The sequence below is a fragment of the Sphingomonas sp. Leaf62 genome, from assembly GCF_001421915.1.
Classification (GTDB): Bacteria; Pseudomonadota; Alphaproteobacteria; order Sphingomonadales; family Sphingomonadaceae; genus Sphingomonas.
Genome location: NZ_LMLN01000011.1, coordinates 1 through 16,584, shown reverse-complemented (window position 1 = coordinate 16,584; position 16,584 = coordinate 1). Strand labels below are relative to the sequence as shown.

The 16,584-nt window shown below is 67.0% G+C and carries 14 protein-coding genes and 1 tRNA gene; 6 read left to right on the top strand and 9 right to left on the bottom strand.

The window, feature by feature from the left end; genetic code table 11:
• Positions 1–24: 24 nt before the first annotated feature.
• On the bottom strand, positions 25–201 hold the full coding sequence (locus ASE91_RS18710) for a DUF1272 domain-containing protein (RefSeq protein WP_082449364.1): 177 nt from the start codon (positions 199–201) through the stop codon (positions 25–27).
• On the bottom strand, positions 201–1,544 hold the full coding sequence (gene glmM / locus ASE91_RS06760) for a phosphoglucosamine mutase (RefSeq protein ID WP_056624154.1): 1,344 nt from the start codon (positions 1,542–1,544) through the stop codon (positions 201–203). The genes ASE91_RS18710 and glmM overlap by 1 nt, the downstream gene beginning before the upstream one ends.
• A 71-nt stretch (positions 1,545–1,615) precedes the next feature.
• Between glmM and ASE91_RS06755 the strand changes: the two genes are divergently transcribed.
• Positions 1,616–2,881, top strand: a complete 1,266-nt coding sequence (locus ASE91_RS06755) for a dicarboxylate/amino acid:cation symporter (RefSeq protein WP_056624152.1) — start codon at positions 1,616–1,618, stop codon at positions 2,879–2,881.
• Positions 2,882–3,042: 161 nt separating this feature from the next.
• On the opposite strand, the gene gorA is transcribed toward ASE91_RS06755, so the two are convergent.
• Together gorA and pgi are read right to left on the bottom strand one after the other, a co-directional pair.
• Entirely contained in the window at positions 3,043–4,392 is a 1,350-nt protein-coding gene (gene gorA, locus ASE91_RS06750) for a glutathione-disulfide reductase (protein ID WP_055995992.1), read from the bottom strand.
• Positions 4,389–5,897, bottom strand: a complete 1,509-nt coding sequence (gene pgi / locus ASE91_RS06745) for a glucose-6-phosphate isomerase (RefSeq protein ID WP_235530365.1) — start codon at positions 5,895–5,897, stop codon at positions 4,389–4,391. The genes gorA and pgi overlap by 4 nt, the downstream gene beginning before the upstream one ends.
• Positions 5,898–6,011: 114 nt before the next feature.
• Here pgi and lepB point away from each other — a divergent pair, with 114 nt between their 5' ends.
• Together lepB and rnc are read left to right on the top strand one after the other, a co-directional pair.
• A complete protein-coding gene (gene lepB, locus ASE91_RS06740) occupies positions 6,012–6,833 on the top strand; it encodes a signal peptidase I (protein WP_056624149.1) in 822 nt (273 codons plus the stop codon).
• Positions 6,788–7,498 (top strand): ribonuclease III, encoded by a 711-nt coding sequence (gene rnc / locus ASE91_RS06735; RefSeq protein WP_082453863.1) that lies wholly within the window; start codon positions 6,788–6,790, stop codon positions 7,496–7,498. The genes lepB and rnc overlap by 46 nt, the downstream gene beginning before the upstream one ends.
• Before the next feature lie 45 nt (positions 7,499–7,543).
• On the opposite strand, the gene ASE91_RS06730 is transcribed toward rnc, so the two are convergent.
• The 3 genes from ASE91_RS06730 to ASE91_RS06720 all read right to left on the bottom strand — a co-directional run bounded on the left by ASE91_RS06730 (position 7,544) and on the right by ASE91_RS06720 (position 10,645).
• Positions 7,544–7,993, bottom strand: a complete 450-nt coding sequence (locus ASE91_RS06730; protein ID WP_156357708.1) for a hypothetical protein — start codon at positions 7,991–7,993, stop codon at positions 7,544–7,546.
• A gap of 86 nt (positions 7,994–8,079) precedes the next feature.
• Positions 8,080–8,763 (bottom strand): phosphatase PAP2 family protein, encoded by a 684-nt coding sequence (locus tag ASE91_RS06725; RefSeq protein WP_056624146.1) that lies wholly within the window; start codon positions 8,761–8,763, stop codon positions 8,080–8,082.
• A 55-nt stretch (positions 8,764–8,818) separates the two neighbouring features.
• A complete protein-coding gene (locus ASE91_RS06720; protein ID WP_056624142.1) occupies positions 8,819–10,645 on the bottom strand; it encodes a methyl-accepting chemotaxis protein in 1,827 nt (608 codons plus the stop codon).
• A gap of 284 nt (positions 10,646–10,929) precedes the next feature.
• Here ASE91_RS06720 and ASE91_RS06715 point away from each other — a divergent pair, with 284 nt between their 5' ends.
• A complete protein-coding gene (locus ASE91_RS06715) occupies positions 10,930–13,374 on the top strand; it encodes a TonB-dependent receptor domain-containing protein (protein ID WP_056624251.1) in 2,445 nt (814 codons plus the stop codon).
• An 8-nt stretch (positions 13,375–13,382) separates the two neighbouring features.
• On the opposite strand, the gene ASE91_RS06710 is transcribed toward ASE91_RS06715, so the two are convergent.
• A tRNA-Lys gene (locus tag ASE91_RS06710) sits at positions 13,383–13,458 on the bottom strand.
• Between the two features lie 15 nt (positions 13,459–13,473).
• The gene (gene folK / locus ASE91_RS06705) at positions 13,474–13,950 is read right to left on the bottom strand and encodes a 2-amino-4-hydroxy-6-hydroxymethyldihydropteridine diphosphokinase (protein WP_056624139.1); all 477 of its coding nucleotides are present in this window, start codon (positions 13,948–13,950) and stop codon (positions 13,474–13,476) included.
• Positions 13,951–13,972: 22 nt separating this feature from the next.
• On the opposite strand from folK, the gene ASE91_RS06700 reads away from it, so the two are divergent.
• Together ASE91_RS06700 and ASE91_RS06695 are read left to right on the top strand one after the other, a co-directional pair.
• Complete coding sequence (locus tag ASE91_RS06700; RefSeq protein WP_082453859.1) at positions 13,973–14,692, top strand: uracil-DNA glycosylase; 720 nt, start codon at positions 13,973–13,975, stop codon at positions 14,690–14,692.
• Between the two features lie 65 nt (positions 14,693–14,757).
• Complete coding sequence (locus ASE91_RS06695) at positions 14,758–16,527, top strand: DUF885 domain-containing protein (RefSeq protein ID WP_056624136.1); 1,770 nt, start codon at positions 14,758–14,760, stop codon at positions 16,525–16,527.
• Positions 16,528–16,584 lie beyond the last annotated feature (57 nt).

Genomic DNA, 16,584 nt, shown 5'->3' with positions numbered 1-16,584 from the left:
TCCCCCTCCCCGTGCCGGGGAGGATTATTTGCGGCGCGTCGGTCGGTCGACCAACTCGCCTTTGCAGTTCGGGCACACCTCATCCAGTTCGTCCGCGCAATCGGCGCAAAAGGTGCATTCGCGCGAACAGATGAACGCGCCGTGCGCTGCGGCCGGCAACGGCGCGGCGCAGCGTTCGCACGCGGGCTTCATGTCCAGCATCAGGCCGCCGCCTGCCGCACCGCGTCGCAGATGCGATCGACGACCTGTTCGACATGCCCGGCATCGTCACCCTCGGCCATGACCCGGATCACCGGCTCGGTCCCCGAAGCCCGCAGCACCAGCCGCCCGCGCCCGGCCAGTTCGGCCTCGACCCCCGCCACGACATCCCTGACGCGCGGATCGTCGAGCGGCTTGCCGCCGGCAAAGCGGACATTCTTGAGCAATTGCGGCAACGGGTCGAACCGGTGCAGCACTTCGCTGGCCGGCGCCCCGGCGCGTTGCACTTCGGCCAGCACCTGCAACGCCGCGACCAGCCCGTCGCCGGTCGTCGCATAGTCGGACAGGATGATATGCCCCGACTGTTCGCCGCCGACATTATAGCCCGACGTCCGCATCTTTTCGAGGACGTGCCGGTCGCCGACCGCGGTGCGGACCAGCCCCAGCCCCTGCGCCGACAGATGCCGCTCCAGCCCCAGATTCGACATGACCGTCGCGACCAGCCCGCCGCCCTTCAGCCGCCCGGCGCGTGCCCAGCTGGCGGCGATCGTCGCCATCAACTGGTCGCCATCGATCACTCGGCCCGCTTCATCGACAACGATAAGACGGTCGGCATCCCCGTCCAGCGCGATGCCGATCTGCGCACCCGATGCCACGACCGTTTCGGAAAGCAGTTGCGGCGCGGTCGATCCGACGCCGTCGTTGATGTTCTTGCCATCCGGCGTCACGCCGATCGCGATCACCTCCGCCCCCAATTCCCACAGGGCAGCAGGTGCGACGTTGTACGCCGCACCATTGGCGCAATCGAGCACCAGCTTCATCCCGTCGAGCCGGAGGTTTTCGGGGAACGTCGCCTTGGCGAAGTGGATGTAGCGGCCGCGCGCGTCCTCGATCCGCTTGGCGCGGCCGATATTGCCCGGCGCCGACAGCTCGATCTCGTCGCTGTCGATCAACGCCTCGATCGCCAGTTCGTCGGCATCGGACAGCTTGTACCCGTCCGGCCCGAACAGCTTGATGCCATTGTCGTGGAACGGATTGTGGCTGGCGGAGATCATGACGCCCATGTCGGCGCGCATCGAATGGGTCAGCATCGCCACCGCCGGGGTCGGCATCGGCCCGACCAGCACCACGTCCATGCCGACCGAGGTGAAGCCCGCGACCATCGCGTTTTCGAGCATATAGCCTGACAGCCGCGTGTCCTTACCGATCACCACCCGGTGGCGGTGATCGCCGCGCCGGAAATGCGCACCGGCCGCCATGCCGATCCGCATCGCCATTTCGGCGGTCATCGGCCGCGTGTTGGTCAGGCCGCGTATACCGTCGGTCCCGAAATATTTCCTTGCCATCGTCTCATACGCCTTCAGGTTGAGCCTTTGCGTGGCGCGGCTATTACCGCCACTTTGTTAAAAGGGCGAGCATGTCGCAGGCGACACGAATTTTGGCGGGATTGGGTGCCGGGCTGGCGCTGGGCATCGTGCTGGCCGGGCAATCGCCCGCCACCGCGCTGTCGGGCATCGCCATCGCCGAACCGATCGGGACCGCATGGCTGAATGCGCTGCGCATGACGATCGTGCCGCTGGTGGTGGCGCTGCTCATCACCGGCATCGCGCAGACGGCGGAGGCGGCGCGGGCCGGGCGGATCGCGACGCGGTCGTTGCTGCTGTTCATCATCATCCTGTGGACATCGTCGGCACTGGGGGCGCTGGTCACGCTGTCGCTGCTCGATATCTTCCCGCTCGGCGAAACCGCGGCGCAGGCGCTGCGGGCGACCTTCGGCACCGCCGCCCCGGCCGCGAAGGTCCCGCCCTTCACCGATTTCCTCGTCGCGATCGTGCCGACCAATCCGGTATCGGCAGCGGCGAACGACCAGTTCCTGCCACTGATCCTGTTCACGCTAGTGTTCGGCTTCGCGATGACCCGGTTGCCGCAGGACAATCGCCATGTGCTGGTCCGGTTGTTCCAGGCGATTGCCGACACGATGCTGATCGTCATCAACTGGGTATTGTGGCTGGGACCGATCGGCGTGTTCGCCCTGGGGTACGTCGTGGGCGCGCGCGCCGGCACCGCGGCGTTCGGGGCGCTGGTCCATTATGTGCTGGTGCTGATGGCGGTCGGCCTGTCGATCTGGCTGCTTGCCTATCCGCTCGCGCGGTTCGGCGGACGGGTGTCGATCGGCCGTTTCCTGAAAGGCACCGCCCCGGCACAGGCCGTCGCGATCTCGACGCAAAGCTCGCTCGCGTCATTGCCGGCGATGCTCAAGGGGTCGGGCGACCTCGGCGTACCCGTTGCGACCTCGGGCGTGGTGCTGCCGATGGCGGTGGCACTGTTTCGCGCGACGGGGCCGGCGATGAACCTCGGCGTCGCGCTCTATGTCGCGCATGTGTTCGGCGTGCCGCTGGGTGCGGGGCAGATCGCGGCGGGGATCGCGGCGGGGGCGATCACCACGATGGGCGCGGCGAGTTTGCCGGGGCAGATCAGCTTCGTCTCCTCGATCGCGCCGATCGCGGTGGCGATGGGCGTGCCGGTCGAACCACTGGCGCTGCTGGTCGCGGTGGAGACGCTGCCGGATATCGTTCGGACGCTGGGGAATGTAACGATGAACGTCGCGGTGACGACGGTGATCGGCGAGCGCGTCGGGGGTGAGCGAATGACCGAGGCCGATGCGATTCTGGCGGAAGGCTAAGTTCCTCCCCGCTCCGTGGGGAGGGGGACCGGCCGCAGAACGGTGGAGGGGGTTGTCCGCATACGGAACGGTAGCGTTACGTGGACGCCCCCCTCCACCAGCTTCGCTGGTCCCCCTCCCCCTTGCCGGGAGGATTTGCCGGGACCCAGCCGGAACGCCCCCTACTTCATCAGCACCAGTTCTTCGGCCATGGTCGGGTGCAGCGCCACGGTCTGGTCGAACTGATCCTTGGTCAGCCCGGCCTTCACCGCGATCGCCGCCGCCTGCAAGATCTCCGGCGCATCCGGCCCGATCATGTGCAGCCCGACGATCCGCCCGGTCACGTCGTCGCAGATCATCTTGTACAGCGCGCGTTCGTTGCGCCCGGCCAGCACGTTCTTCATCGGGCGGAAGTCGGATAGATAGACCTTGACCGATCCCAGCTTCGACTTCGCCTCGCCTTCGGTCATGCCGACGCCCGCCATCGGCGGATGACTGAACACCGCCGCCGGGATGCAGTCATAGTCGATCGTCACGTCCTTGCCGCCATAGGTCCGGTCGGCGAACGCCTGTCCCTCGCGAATGGCGACCGGGGTCAGCTGTACGCGGTTGGTCACGTCGCCGACCGCATAGATCGACGGACAGGTCGATTGCGCATGATCGTCGACCTGCACCGCGCCCTTGTCGTCCAGCGTGACGCCCGCCGACTCCAGCCCCAACCCGTCGGTATTGGGCACGCGCCCGGTCGCGAACATCACCATGTCGACCGTCACCGGCTCATGGCCCGACATCCTGACCGTCAGGCAGCCATCCTCGCCCTTCTCGATCCCCTCGAACGCGGCGTGGAAGCGAAACTCGATCCCCTTGGTCATCGAGATTTGCAGCAACCGGTCGCGGATCGATTCGTCGTAACCGCGCAGGATCACGTCGGTGCGGTTGATCAGGGTCACGTGTGCGCCGAACTGGTGGAACACGCCGGCAAATTCATTGGCGATATAGCCCGCGCCCGCGATCAGGATGCGCTTGGGAATCGCGTCGAGATGAAAGGCTTCGTTCGACGTGATGCCGTGTTCGGCACCCGGGCAATCGGGCACCGCCGGCCGCGCACCCACCGCGATCAGGATGCGTTCGGCGGTCACTTCGCGCCCGCTCGCCAGCTTCACCGAATGCGGGCCGGTGACGGTCGCGCGCTCATGGATGATCTCGACGCCGTGATTTTCCAGCGTGGCCGTATAGGCGCCGTTGATCCGGTCGACCTCGCTCAGCACATTGTCGCGCAGCCGTTGCCAGCTGAAGTTGCACTGCGCCGGCACGTCCCATCCGAACGCGTTCGCATCGCGCAGATCCTCGGCGAAATGCGCGCCGTACACCAGCAGCTTCTTCGGAACGCAGCCGCGAATGACGCAGGTGCCGCCGACGCGATATTCCTCGGCCACCGCCACTTTCGCACCGTGCGCTGCCGACACGCGGGCGGCGCGGGTACCGCCCGATCCCGCGCCAATAACGAAAAGGTCGTACTCGTAATCGCTCATGCAAGTCCTGCCCGTGCCAGAAGGTCGTTGGTCGACGCATCGAACGTCTGACCACCGCGATCGGCTGCCTTCGCCATTTCCTTGCCCAGCTCGACGCCGAACTGGTCGAACGGATTGATGCCGAGCAGCGCCGCGTTCACGAAGGTCCGTGCCTCGTAGAATGCGATCAGCGCCCCCAGTGCGCGGGCGTCGAGATCCTGCAACAGGATCGTCGACGACGGCCGGTCGCCGGCATAGGCGCGCGCCGGATCGTCGTTATGCTTGCCCGCCATCAACGCCGCGCCCTGTGCGAACGCATTCAGCAGCAACTGCCGGTGATGGCCGGGGTCGAGCGTGTCGCCCGCCTCTACCACCGCGACGAATTCGAGGGGGACGATCCGCGTCCCCTGATGCAGCAGCTGGAACACCGCATGCTGTGCATCGGTGCCCACGCCACCCCAGGTGATCGCCGCCGAATTGCGGCCGAGCGGCTCGCCGGCTGCCGTCACCGACTTGCCGTTCGATTCCATTTCGAGCTGTTGCAAATACGACGGCAGCAGCCGCAGCCGCTCGTCATAGGCAAAGGTCGCACGCGTCTCGCACCCTGCCACCTGCGAATAATACAGGTCGGCAAAGGCAGCGAGGACCGGTGCGTTCTCGTGAAGGTCGGCAAGGCGGAAGTGGCGGTCCATCTCAGCCGCGCCTTCCAGCAATTCTTCATAGGCCTGGAAGCCCAGCGCCAGCGCGAACGGAAAGCCGATCGACGACCACAGCGAATAGCGTCCGCCGACACTCTCCATGAATGGCAGCACGCGGGTTTCGTCGACGCCCCATTCCACCGCCTTGTCCGGCGCGGCGGTCAGCGCGATGACGCGGCCATAGGGGTCCTCGACCCCGCCTTCGCTCATCCATGCCAGCGCCGACCCGGCGTTCAGCATCGTCTCGGTGGTGGTGAAGGTCTTGGACGCGATGACCAGCAGCGTGGCGGCCGGATCGAAGCCCTTGAGCGCCTCCTCCATCGCCAAACCGTCGACGTTCGACACGATCGCGACGTCGTACTTGTCCTCGTCGCGACCCAGCGCGTCGAAGATCAGGTCGGGGCCGAGCGCCGATCCACCGATGCCGACGTGCAGGATGTGGCGGACCGGGCCGAACGCATCGGCCTCGATCGCGTCGATCACCTGCCGCATCCGCGCCTGGAACGCGCGCGCCTGCGCGACGTCCTCGGGATTGCCCTCGCCACGTTCGGCGGTGTGGGTCGCAGCGCGGCCCTCGGTGACGTTAATGACCTGTCCGCTGAACAGTGCGTCGCGTTTGGCGGCCAGTTCCATCGTCGTCGCCAGCCCGGCAAAGGCCGAGAGCGCGGCATCGTCGAGATGCGTCTTGGCAAAATCGAAATGGATGCCGCCGACGTCGAGCGTCAGCTTGCCCAAACGGTCGGGGTCGTTCGCGAACAGTTCGGTCAGCCCGGTTTGCTTCAACGCTTCGATCGCGGACCAGTCCTGCATCGCCATATCGTGCCTCATCTGTCGTCGGTTGACTTGCCGACTGCCCTAGGGCGGATGACCGGGGCAGGTCCACACCCTTCTATCGTCACCCAACCGCTTGACGCCCCGCCCCGCCCCCCGCATGGGCGAAGCATGGCTCTCGACACCGTCCCCGCGACTCCCGCCAGCTCCAAGCCGAAGCGTTCGGAAGGGGCGGACCTGATGGTCTTCCTGCTGAAGCTGGCGATCGTGGTGTTCATCATCCGATCGTTCCTGTTCTCGCCCTTTTCGATTCCGTCGGGGTCGATGCAGCCGCGACTGCTGATCGGCGACTATCTGTTCATCACCAAATGGAATTACGGCTATTCGCGCTATTCGCTGCCGTGGAACCTGCCGCTGATCCCGGGCCGCATCCTGCCGCGCACGCCGGCACGGGGCGACGTGGTGGTGTTCAAGGCGCCGCCGACCGCCAGACAGGATTATATCAAGCGCGTGATCGGCATTCCCGGCGACACGGTGCAGATGCGCGGCGGCCAGCTGTTCCTGAACGGAAAGGCGATTACGAAGCAGCGTATGCCCGATTTCGTCGTGCCGGTGTCGCCCAACACCGACTGCGCGTATGAATTCCAGCGCGTCGTCGCCGAAAAGCCGGTCTGCGCCTATCCGCAATTCCGTGAGACGCTGCCGGGCGGAAAGAGCTACAACGTCCTCGACCTCGGCACGACCGAAGCCGACGATACCGGCGTGTTCACCGTGCCGACCGGCCACGCGTTCCTGATGGGCGACAATCGCGACGACAGCGCCGACAGCCGCTTCCCCGCGCGCGAAGGCGGCGGGATCGGCATCGTGCCGCTCCAGAATATCGAGGGCAAGGCGGTCGTGAACTTCTTCTCGACCGATGGCTCGGCGCAGTGGCTGCTGCCATGGACATGGGTTTCGGCGGCACGGTGGAGCCGGATCGGGGAAGGCTTCTGAGCGACGCCCTGACCCGCTGGGTCGAACAGGCGCTGGGCCGCGCCCCGACCCGCATCGACGAATATCAGCGGGCGCTGACCCATGGCAGCACCGCGCAGGCGACCTATGAGCGGCTCGAGTTTCTCGGCGACCGCGTGCTTGGCCTGTCGGTCGCCGAATGGCTGTACGAACGCTTTCCCGCCGAAAGCGAGGGCGCGCTGTCGAAACGGTTCAACGCGCTGGTCACCGGCGCGGTCTGTGCCGACATCGCGCGGGCGATCGGCGTCGTTCCGCATCTGAAGCTCGGCAAGCAGGCGCGCGACGATGGCGCAGGCGACAGCGACAATGTGCTGGGCGACGTGATGGAGGCGCTGATCGGTGCCTTCTATCTCGACCACGGCCACGATGCCGCGCGCGCGCTGGTCCGCAGCCTCTGGTCGTCGAGGATCGATGCGCAGCTGCGCGTACCGCGCCACCCGAAATCGGCGTTGCAGGAATGGGCCGCCGCGCATAACCGCCGCCCACCCGAATATGCGATCGTCGACAAGAGCGGCCCCGGCCACGCGCCGCGCTTCACCGTCCGCGTGACGATCGGCAAACTCGCCGCGGTCGAGGCGACCGGCACGTCGAAGCAGGAGGCCGAAACCGCAGCAGCAAAGGCGATGCTGGCGCAACTGGGCGGATAGGCCGGTCCCGCTGCCCGGCGCCGGACAGCGCCAGGCCCCGTCGCCCTATTTCGCCGCGCCGGTCTGCTTGTCGAACTCCGCCTTGGTCACGTTCAGCATCAGCCGGTTGCCCTTGACCGCGAACACGTCCGCCGGGATCATCGCCCGCGAACCGCCCGACAGCAGCTGGACACCCTCGGGCTTCACCGCCTCGATCGTGCCGAGCGCCGCGCCCGAGGAATCATACACGTTCGCACCGACCAGCAGATCGGCGGCGACGGCCGGAACCATGCGATTGGTGTTGCGCCGCGTCGGTCGGGCGTTGGTGGTCGTGCCGGCTTCGTCGCGCAGATTGTCGAGCGCGAATTGCTGATCGCGATCGCTGGTCGCGCTGCGCGACGTATCGTTGCCCAACCGGCCGTCGGTCGACGGAGCCGCGCCGCCGGGGGTCTGGGCCTGCGCCGCGCCCGCGCCGAATATCAGCGCTGCCGCGACCAAAGCGAACCTTGCCGTCATGCTTCTCTCCTATGTCTATCGCATCGAACGATATTATTTGCGCTAACGCTACGCCCACGCGCCCGACGTGGCAAAGGTTTCCGTCGTTACCGGCCGGCCAGCACCCACAACTCGATCCGCCACCACCCGATCGCCCACAGCGCGCCGAACAGCCAACCGGCCAGAACGTCGCTGGGCCAATGCACGCCCAGATAGACCCGGCTGACCCCGATCGCGACGACCAGCAGCACCGCCGCGGTCATCGCAAAGGCACGCGCCGCCGGACGCCGCAACAACGGCCATGCCAGCGTCGCCAGCGTCAGATAGACGATCGCCGAATTGGCGGCGTGGCCGCTGGGGAAACTGTTCGACGTTTCCGTCATCAGATGCGGGACCAGATCGGGCCGTGCCCGCGCCACCCCATGCTTGAGCGCCACGTTGGCGAGCATGCCGCCGGTACAGGCCAGCGCGACCAGCGCCCCGGTGCGCCACCGCCCCATGCTGGCCAACAGCAGCGTGACGAAGACGATGACGATCGTCAGCACGGTCGTGCTGCCCAGCGCCGTGACGTCGCGCACCATCGACGCGAAGCGCGCGGAGCCGACCGGCGCGCCATCGGTCCCGCGCAGTGCCAGCAGCAACCGCCGGTCGAGCGTAAAGGTATCGCCCTCCACGACCCGCGTTCCCAGAAAGAACAGGACCAGCAGTAGGCATCCGGCGATCGCGACGCCGATGATGCTCCATGGCATATGACGGGACGGACGGGGTTCGGACTGCAACGGATCGATCATGCCCGAACGAACGCGGCACGCGACGAAACGGACGCCCGTTGCCGCGTAAATTGCTTCAGGCAGCGGCCGGCAACGCCGCCGGTTCGATCGCGCCCGGAATGCGGAACTGCGCCAGCGACCGCGCAAGGGCATCGGCCCCGGTCAACAACCGGGCCAGCGTCTCGCCCGCCTCGCCCGCCGCCACCGCGTTGCGTTCGGTGACGCCGGCGATGTCGCGCATCCGCGCGTCCACGTCCTGCACGTCGCGCGCCTGCCGCTCGGCCGCGCCCGCCAAATCGGTGACCAGCGTCGACATCTCCTTCACATCGCGCAGGATCAGGGCCAGCTTGCCGCTGGCCGCCCCGACCAGATCGACGCCCTCGACCGCGCAGGACCGGGCGGAGGACAGCGACTGGGCAATATCGTGACTCGCCACCCGCAACCGCGTGGCGAGCTGGCTGACTTCCCGTGCGACGACCGCGAAACCATTGCCCGCCGCGCCGGCGCGGGCCGCCTCCATCTGCGCGTTGAGGGCCAGCAGATGCGTCTGTTCGGCGATCGACCGGACCAGCCCGCCGATCGCGCCGATCTGTTCCGAACTCTCGTCGATCCGTGCCATCGCCCGCACCGCCTCCGCTACGGTCCGACGCGACTGTTCGGCGGCCTGCCCGGTCGAATGCGCGACCTCGGCGACCCGCCGAACCCCGACGGTGTTGCGGTCGATCAGGGCCGTGACCTGCGTCAATCGATCGCCGACCACGCCGATCGCGTCCGACTGTTCGATGGTCCGCTGGGTCAGTTGTTCCGCGACGACGACGACGCTGCGAGTCTCGCAGTCGACCGCCCGCACCATTTGGTCGACCCTGGCCAGCAAGCCACCCAGTTGCGCCAGCGCCGAATCATAATCCTGTTTCAGCACCGCCGCATCGCCCGACAGCCCGGCGTGCAGGCGGAAGGTCAGGTCGCCCCGTGCGATCGCTGCCAGCCCCGCGCCGATGATGCGGATGGTATCGCGGTCGCGCTTGGCATCGATCCGGACGCGCCGGGCCGCGTCCTCGGCGTCGCGCGCATGGGCGTCGGTCAACCGCCTCGCTTCGGCTTCCAGCCGTTCGTTCTCGATGCCGGCAACGCGGAATACCTCCAGCGACCGGGCAATCCGTCCGATCTCGTCGCGCCGCTTGCGATGCTCCGGCGATACGCTCCCCGCGAAATCGCGCCGTGCCAGCGCATCGACGATGCCGGTCAGCCGGGCCAGCGGGACCGCGATCGACTGCGTCAGCAGCCATCCCATGGCCGCCGCGATCGCCATCAGGCCAATACCGCCCCCGCCCAGCGCGACAAAGGCCTGGGTCATGGTCTCGTGCAATTCCGCCGCGCGGATGGCGATGCGCCGTTCCTCGCTGTCACGTACCGCTTCGACCATCTTGTTAATGTATGTGACGCGCGCCTTTGCACCGGCCGCGATCAGCACGTGCGCCGCTCGTTCCCGCCCGCCCGGCTCCCGCGCCATCGTTACCAGCGGGTCGCTGTAATGCCGGCTCCAATCGGCAAAGGCGACAACCGCGTCGCGCAGCAAGGCGCGTTGTTCCGGTCGATCGACCAGCGTCGACAAGGTCCGCATCGACCCGACGAACTGCGCGCGCCCTTCGTAATAGGTGTCGAGATAGTCGAAATTGCCGGTCAACAGCACGCCGCGCAGTTGCGAGTTGACGCGGATCACGCCCTTTTCGGCGACATGCGACAGGCGGATGATCTTGGCGCTTTGCTGGTTCAGGTTCGCTGCACGTTGGATCGAATCAATCTGATGCGCGACCAGCGCGATCATCGCGATCGCGGTCGCCAGCAGGATGCCGAACGCGATCGTCAGCTTCGCGCGGGTGGAGCCGTCCCGAAACCGGATCATTGCTCTTTGTACCCGCATCAACGGTCACATCCCCCTCTGCCGGTCTCATGGCCGTTGGCACCGACCGGACCGGTCAGGACGCCGGTCTCGCAATGCCATTCTCGCGATCAGAATAAGGGAAGATGGCTAACAAGCTCCTAACGCGGCAACGACTTGCCCTGCCAAGATCAAGCGTGCCTGTTACCGCTGGATTTTCATGACCAATATTTCCATCCATTACGCTCTTAACCAAACAACAAATAAATCCTGCCAGATCGCATCAATAGCATTCGGGGAGGATGAAGATGGGTTTGGGTTTGTCGACGACGGCACTGGCATGGGTATTGGCCGCGGCACCGGCGCTCCCTGCGGAGCCGCCGCAGCAACCGGCGGGTGCGGATACCGTGACGACCGGCGTCGCCAAGGGCCGCGACCGGCTCGACAGCGCGACCTCGACCAGCGTCCTGCGCGAAGCCGAGATCGCCAAGCTCGCACCGCGTTCGATCGGCGAATTGCTGCGCGACATTCCCGGCGTGCTGGCGGAGGCGCCGACCGGCGACGGCATCTCGAACATCACCATTCGCGGCCTGCCGCTTTCGTCCTCGGGCGCGAAGTTCATCCAGTTGCAGGAAGACGGCCTGCCGGTGATGGAGTTCGGCGACATCGTCGGTGCCAGCGCCGACACCGCGCTCCGCGTCGATCTGAACCTCGCGCAGGTCGAGGCGATCCGCGGCGGCTCCGCCTCGACGTTTGCGTCGAACGCGCCGGGGGGGATTATCAACTTCATATCGAAGACCGGCGAGCGGGACGGCGGCGCGGTGGCGCTGAGCGCGGGTCTCGATTTCGACCAGTATCGTGCCGATTTCGACTATGGTCGCCGGATCGACGCGCAGACCCGTTTTCATATCGGCGGCTTCTATCGCCAGGGCGAGGGCGTGCGCCGCATCGGTTTCGACGGGCAGCGCGGCGGCCAGATCAAGGCGAACATCACCCGCGAATTCGCCGGCGGCTATATCCGGTTGTACGGCAAATATCTCGACGACCGCTCGCCATCCTATGATTCGGTGCCGCTGAGCATTTCGGGCAGCAACGACGACCCCGAACTTCGCGCCGTCGCTGGTTTCGATCCGACCCGCGACACGCTGTCGACCCGCGCGCTGCAATCCTTCGTCGTGCTCGACGAACGCAACCAGCCGATCGTCGAGGATATCCGCAAGGGCCAGCACGTCCGGCAACTGGCATTCGGCGTCGAAACCGCGATGACGCTCAGCGACTGGACGGTCATCGACCGCTTCCGCGTGTCGAGCCGCAGCGGCGGGCTGGTCGGCCCCTTCACCGCGCTGTACCTGACCCCGGCGGCGGCCCTCGCCCGGCTCGGCGCGACCGGCGGCAGCTTCCGCTACGCCAGCGGCGCGAACGCCGGCAAGGCGATCGCCGATCCGACCGCGCTCAACGGCAACGGGCTGATCGGCATCTACAATATCCGCGACCGGCGGCAGGCCGATGTCGGTAACGTCACCAACGACCTGCGCGCCAGCCGGGTGTGGAAGGTCGGCGACGGCGACCTGACCACCACCGCCGGCTTCTATGCCGCGCGGCAGGCGATCGACACCTCGATCCTGTACGGCACCGCGATTACCGAGGTGAAGGGCGGCGGCGATGCCGAGCTGCTCGACGTGTTCACCAGCACCGGCGCGGCGCGCACCGCGGGCGGCATCTATGCCTATAACCCGTTGTCGGGCACGCAGCGCCGTACCCTGCGGCTGAACTACAGCGTCAACGCGCCGTTCGCGTCGGCCAATTACAAGATCGGCCGCGTGTCGATCGGCGGCAGCCTGCGCTACGACATCGGCAGTGCCAGGGGGCAGGTCTTCGGCGTCGAACTGGGCGGTGGCCGGGTCGGACAGGTCGCCCGCGACATCGATGGCGACGGCGTGATCTCCGCGCCCGAACAGCGCGTCGGCGTGACCCCGACGGCACCGGGGCTGGTCGACTATCGCTATCGGTACCTGTCCTATTCGACCGGCGTGAACTTCCGCATCGCCGAGCCGCTGGCGGTGTTCGCCCGCTACAGCCATGGCGCGCGGGCCAATGCCGACCGCATCACCTTCGGTTCGGTCATCGACAATGCGACCGGGCGGCTCGCCATTCCGTCCGCCGCCTACGACCCGGTCAAGCAGGCCGAGATCGGCGTGAAATACCGTCAGCCGAACCTGACGCTGAACCTGACCGGCTTCCATGTCGACGCGCAGGATTCGAACATCAACACCTCGACCGGGGCGGTGATCGCCCGCGACTACAATGCGAAGGGTCTGGAATTCGAAGGCGGGTTCCGCATGGGGCTGTTCAGCCTGAACGGCGGCGCGACCTATACCGACGCCACCATCGTCCGCGACCGGGTGGATCCGACCGTCAACGGCAACAAGCCACGCCATCAGGCCAGCCTGATCTTTCAGGCGACGCCGCAGATCAGCACCGACCGGTTCGCGGTAGGCGCGGTGTTGATCGGCACCACCGACAGCTTCGCGCAGGACGTCAACCTGCTGAAGATGCCGGGCTATGTCACCACCAACGCCTTTGCACAGGTCCATGCGACCGACCGGCTGCTGCTGTCGCTCAACGCCACCAACCTGTTCGACGTGGTGGCGCTGACCGGCATCGACGAGGATCGCATCCCGACCAGCGGCATCGTGCGCGGACGCCTGCTCAACGGCCGCGCCATTTCGGCCACGGCACGGTTCGATTTCTGAAGGTGCGGTGGTGAGCCCGTCGGGATTCGAACCCGAGACCTACAGATTAAAAGTCCGTTGCTCTACCAACTGAGCTACGGGCCCACGAAGCGACGTCCCCTAATCTCGCGGGCGGGCGCGGTCAACCAGATGATGGAGTTGCCGCACCGTCCGCCCGCTCACCGGATCGCGCCAGTCGCGCGCGATCCGGACGAGCGGACCGAGCACGAAGTCGCGCTCGCGAAAGCTGATATGCGGCACGGTCAGCCCCGGCCCCGACCAGCATCCCCCCGACCACAGGACGATGTCGAGGTCGAGGACGCGCGATCCCCAGCGCCGTCCGCGCCGCCGCCCGAACGCCTGCTCGATCGCCTTCAGCCGGATCAGCAGCGCTGCTGGCGACAGATCGCTGTCGATCAGCACCGCCGTGTTGGCATAACGCCGCAGCGACGGCCCCAGCGGCGCGCTGCCGATGACCGGCGCGACCGCGCTTACCCCCTCCAGCGCCGCGATCGCCGCGCGGATCGTGGCGACCGAACCGCCATGCCGCCCCCGCCGGTTCGATCCGATCGCTATCGCATAGGTTGAGGTCGTCATCGCCCGCGCCTATCGCGCGGACATGGAAATCACCACCCCCGCCCCGCTCCACCCCGACGCCGCCGCCCATGACCCGCTCGAAGCCGCTCCCGCCGCCGAACCGTCCGCTGCCGAGCCGTCGCGCGACTGCCCGCGCTGCCCGCGCCTTGTCGACCTGCGCGAAAAACTGCGCGTCGAACATCCGACATGGTGGAACGCGCCGGTGCCGGTGCTGGCCGATCCCGATCCGTGGCTGGCGATCATCGGCCTCGCGCCGGGGTTGCAGGGTGCCAACCGCACCGCCCGGCCGTTTACCGGCGACCGGTCGGGGCCGCTGTTCTGGGACACGCTGATCGCCGCCGGGCTGGCCGAGGGCAGCTATAGTGGCCGGGTCGAGGACGCGCCGGTGCCCCGGGGGATCGCGATCATCAACGCGGTCCGCTGCCTGCCGCCCGAGAACAAGCCGTCGCCGGAGGAAATCCGCACGTGCCGCCCGTTCCTCGACGCCGATCTGGCGGCGATGCCGTCGCTGCGCGTCGTCGTCGCGCTGGGCGCCATCGCGCACCAGTCGGCGGTCAAGGTCCTTGGCGGTCGCCTGCCCAAGGCGCCGTTCGCGCATCTGGCCGAACATGCCATGCCCGGCGGGCGGACGCTGATCGATAGCTATCACTGCTCGCGCTACAACCAGAATACCGGGCGACTGACGCCCGAGATGTTCGCGGCGGTCTTCGCCCGTGCGATCGAACTGCGCGAGGCACGCTGAATCCGCTTGTGCGGCGGCACCGGCCCGGTAGCGTGGCCGGCAGAGAATATAGGGGAAATTGCCACATGGATCGCCGCCATTTCGTCGCGCTGATGGCGCTCGCGCCGCTGGCCGGCAGCTTTCCGGCGCTGGCGCAAAGCGGCCCGGCCGGCGATTTCGCGCGGCTGTCGAAACGCTATCTCGACGGCATGGCGAAGCTGCATCCGGGCTATGCCACCGCGCTCGGCAATCACGCCCATGACAGCGAGGTCGAGGACCTGTCCGCCGCCGGTCGCGCCCGCGACGCGGCGTTCCTGCGCGCGACGCTGCTCGAACTGAACGCCATCCCGCGCGACACGCTGTCGCGCGACGATCAGGTCGATGCCGCGCTGCTCGACAACGACCTGCGCTATCAATTGTGGACGCTCGAAGTCCTGCAACCCTTTGCGTGGGACCCGCAGGGCGCGGCCGGCACCATTTCCGGCGGCCTGTACGCGCTGGCCGCGCGCGACTTCGCGCCGTGGCCGCAGCGGCTGCGCGCGGCGACGCGGCGGATGGAGCAGGTGCCGGCCATGTATGCACAGATGCGCGCCAGCATCGTCCCCGAACGCGTTCCCGCCATCTACGCCACCACCGTCGCCAAACAGAATGACGGCATCCTGCAGATCGTCGAGACGATGCTCGCGCCGCATCGCACCACGCTGAACCGCGGCGACCGCGCGAAGTTCGATCGCGGCGTCGCGACGTTGAAGGCCGCAACCGCCGAACAGCAGCGCTGGCTCGATACGGTGCTGGTGCCCGCCGCCAAGGGCGAGTTCCGCCTGTCGCCCGAACTGTACGATCAGAAGGTAAAGTTCGCACTCCTGTCGCCGCTGTCGCGGACCGAGATCAAGGCCCGCGCCGTCCGCGCCGCCGCCGACACCCGTGCCGAGATGTACGAACAGGCGCGCATCGTACTGCGCGGCCGTCCGAAGGCCCCGGCCACCCCCGCCAAACCAACCCCGGCGCAGCAACAAAAGGCGATCGAGGCCGCGCTGGAAATGAGCTACGCCCGCCGCCCGACCCGGTCGCAGGTGATGTCGAAGGCGCGCGCGACGCTGGAACAGGCGACGGCATTCGTGCGTGAGAAGAAGCTGGTGCGGGTCCCGACCACCCCGGTCCAGATCATCGAGATGCCGAAATTCCAGCAGGGCGTCGCCGTCGCCTATTGCGACAGCCCCGGCCCGCTCGAAAAGAATCTCGGCACCTTCTATGCCGTGTCGCCGATCCCGGCCGACTGGACCGAGGCGCAGACGACCTCGTTCCTGCGCGAATATAACGACTATATGCTCCACGACCTGTCGATCCATGAGGCGATGCCGGGCCATTATCTTCAGATCGCGCACAGCAACGAGAACAAATCGGTGCTGCGCGCGGTATTGTCGTCGGGTCCGTTCGTCGAAGGCTGGGCGGTCTATGCCGAACGGCTGATGGCCGACGCCGACTATCTCGACGGCGATCCGCTGTTCAAGCTGACCGTGCTCAAGATGCGGATGCGATCGATCACCAACACGCTGCTCGACATCGGCATCCATACCGAGGGGCTGACCGAAGCACAGGCGATGAAGCTGATGATGGAAGGTGCGTTCCAGCAGGAGCGTGAGGCTGCCGGCAAATGGACCCGCGCGCGGCTGGGGTCGACACAGTTGCTCAGCTATTTCGTCGGCTATAGCGAGCATATGGACATGCGCCGCGAGGCCGAACGGCGCGCGGGCGGCGGGTTCGACCTGATGCGCTACAACAATAGCGCGATCTCGCACGGATCGCCGCCGGTGCGGTTCGTCCGCGCGCTGATGTTCGACGAGCCGATCGCCTAGGTGTTTAGTCCCGGCATCTGGTGGATCGGGTTGACGATGAACCGGTCTGGCTCTGAC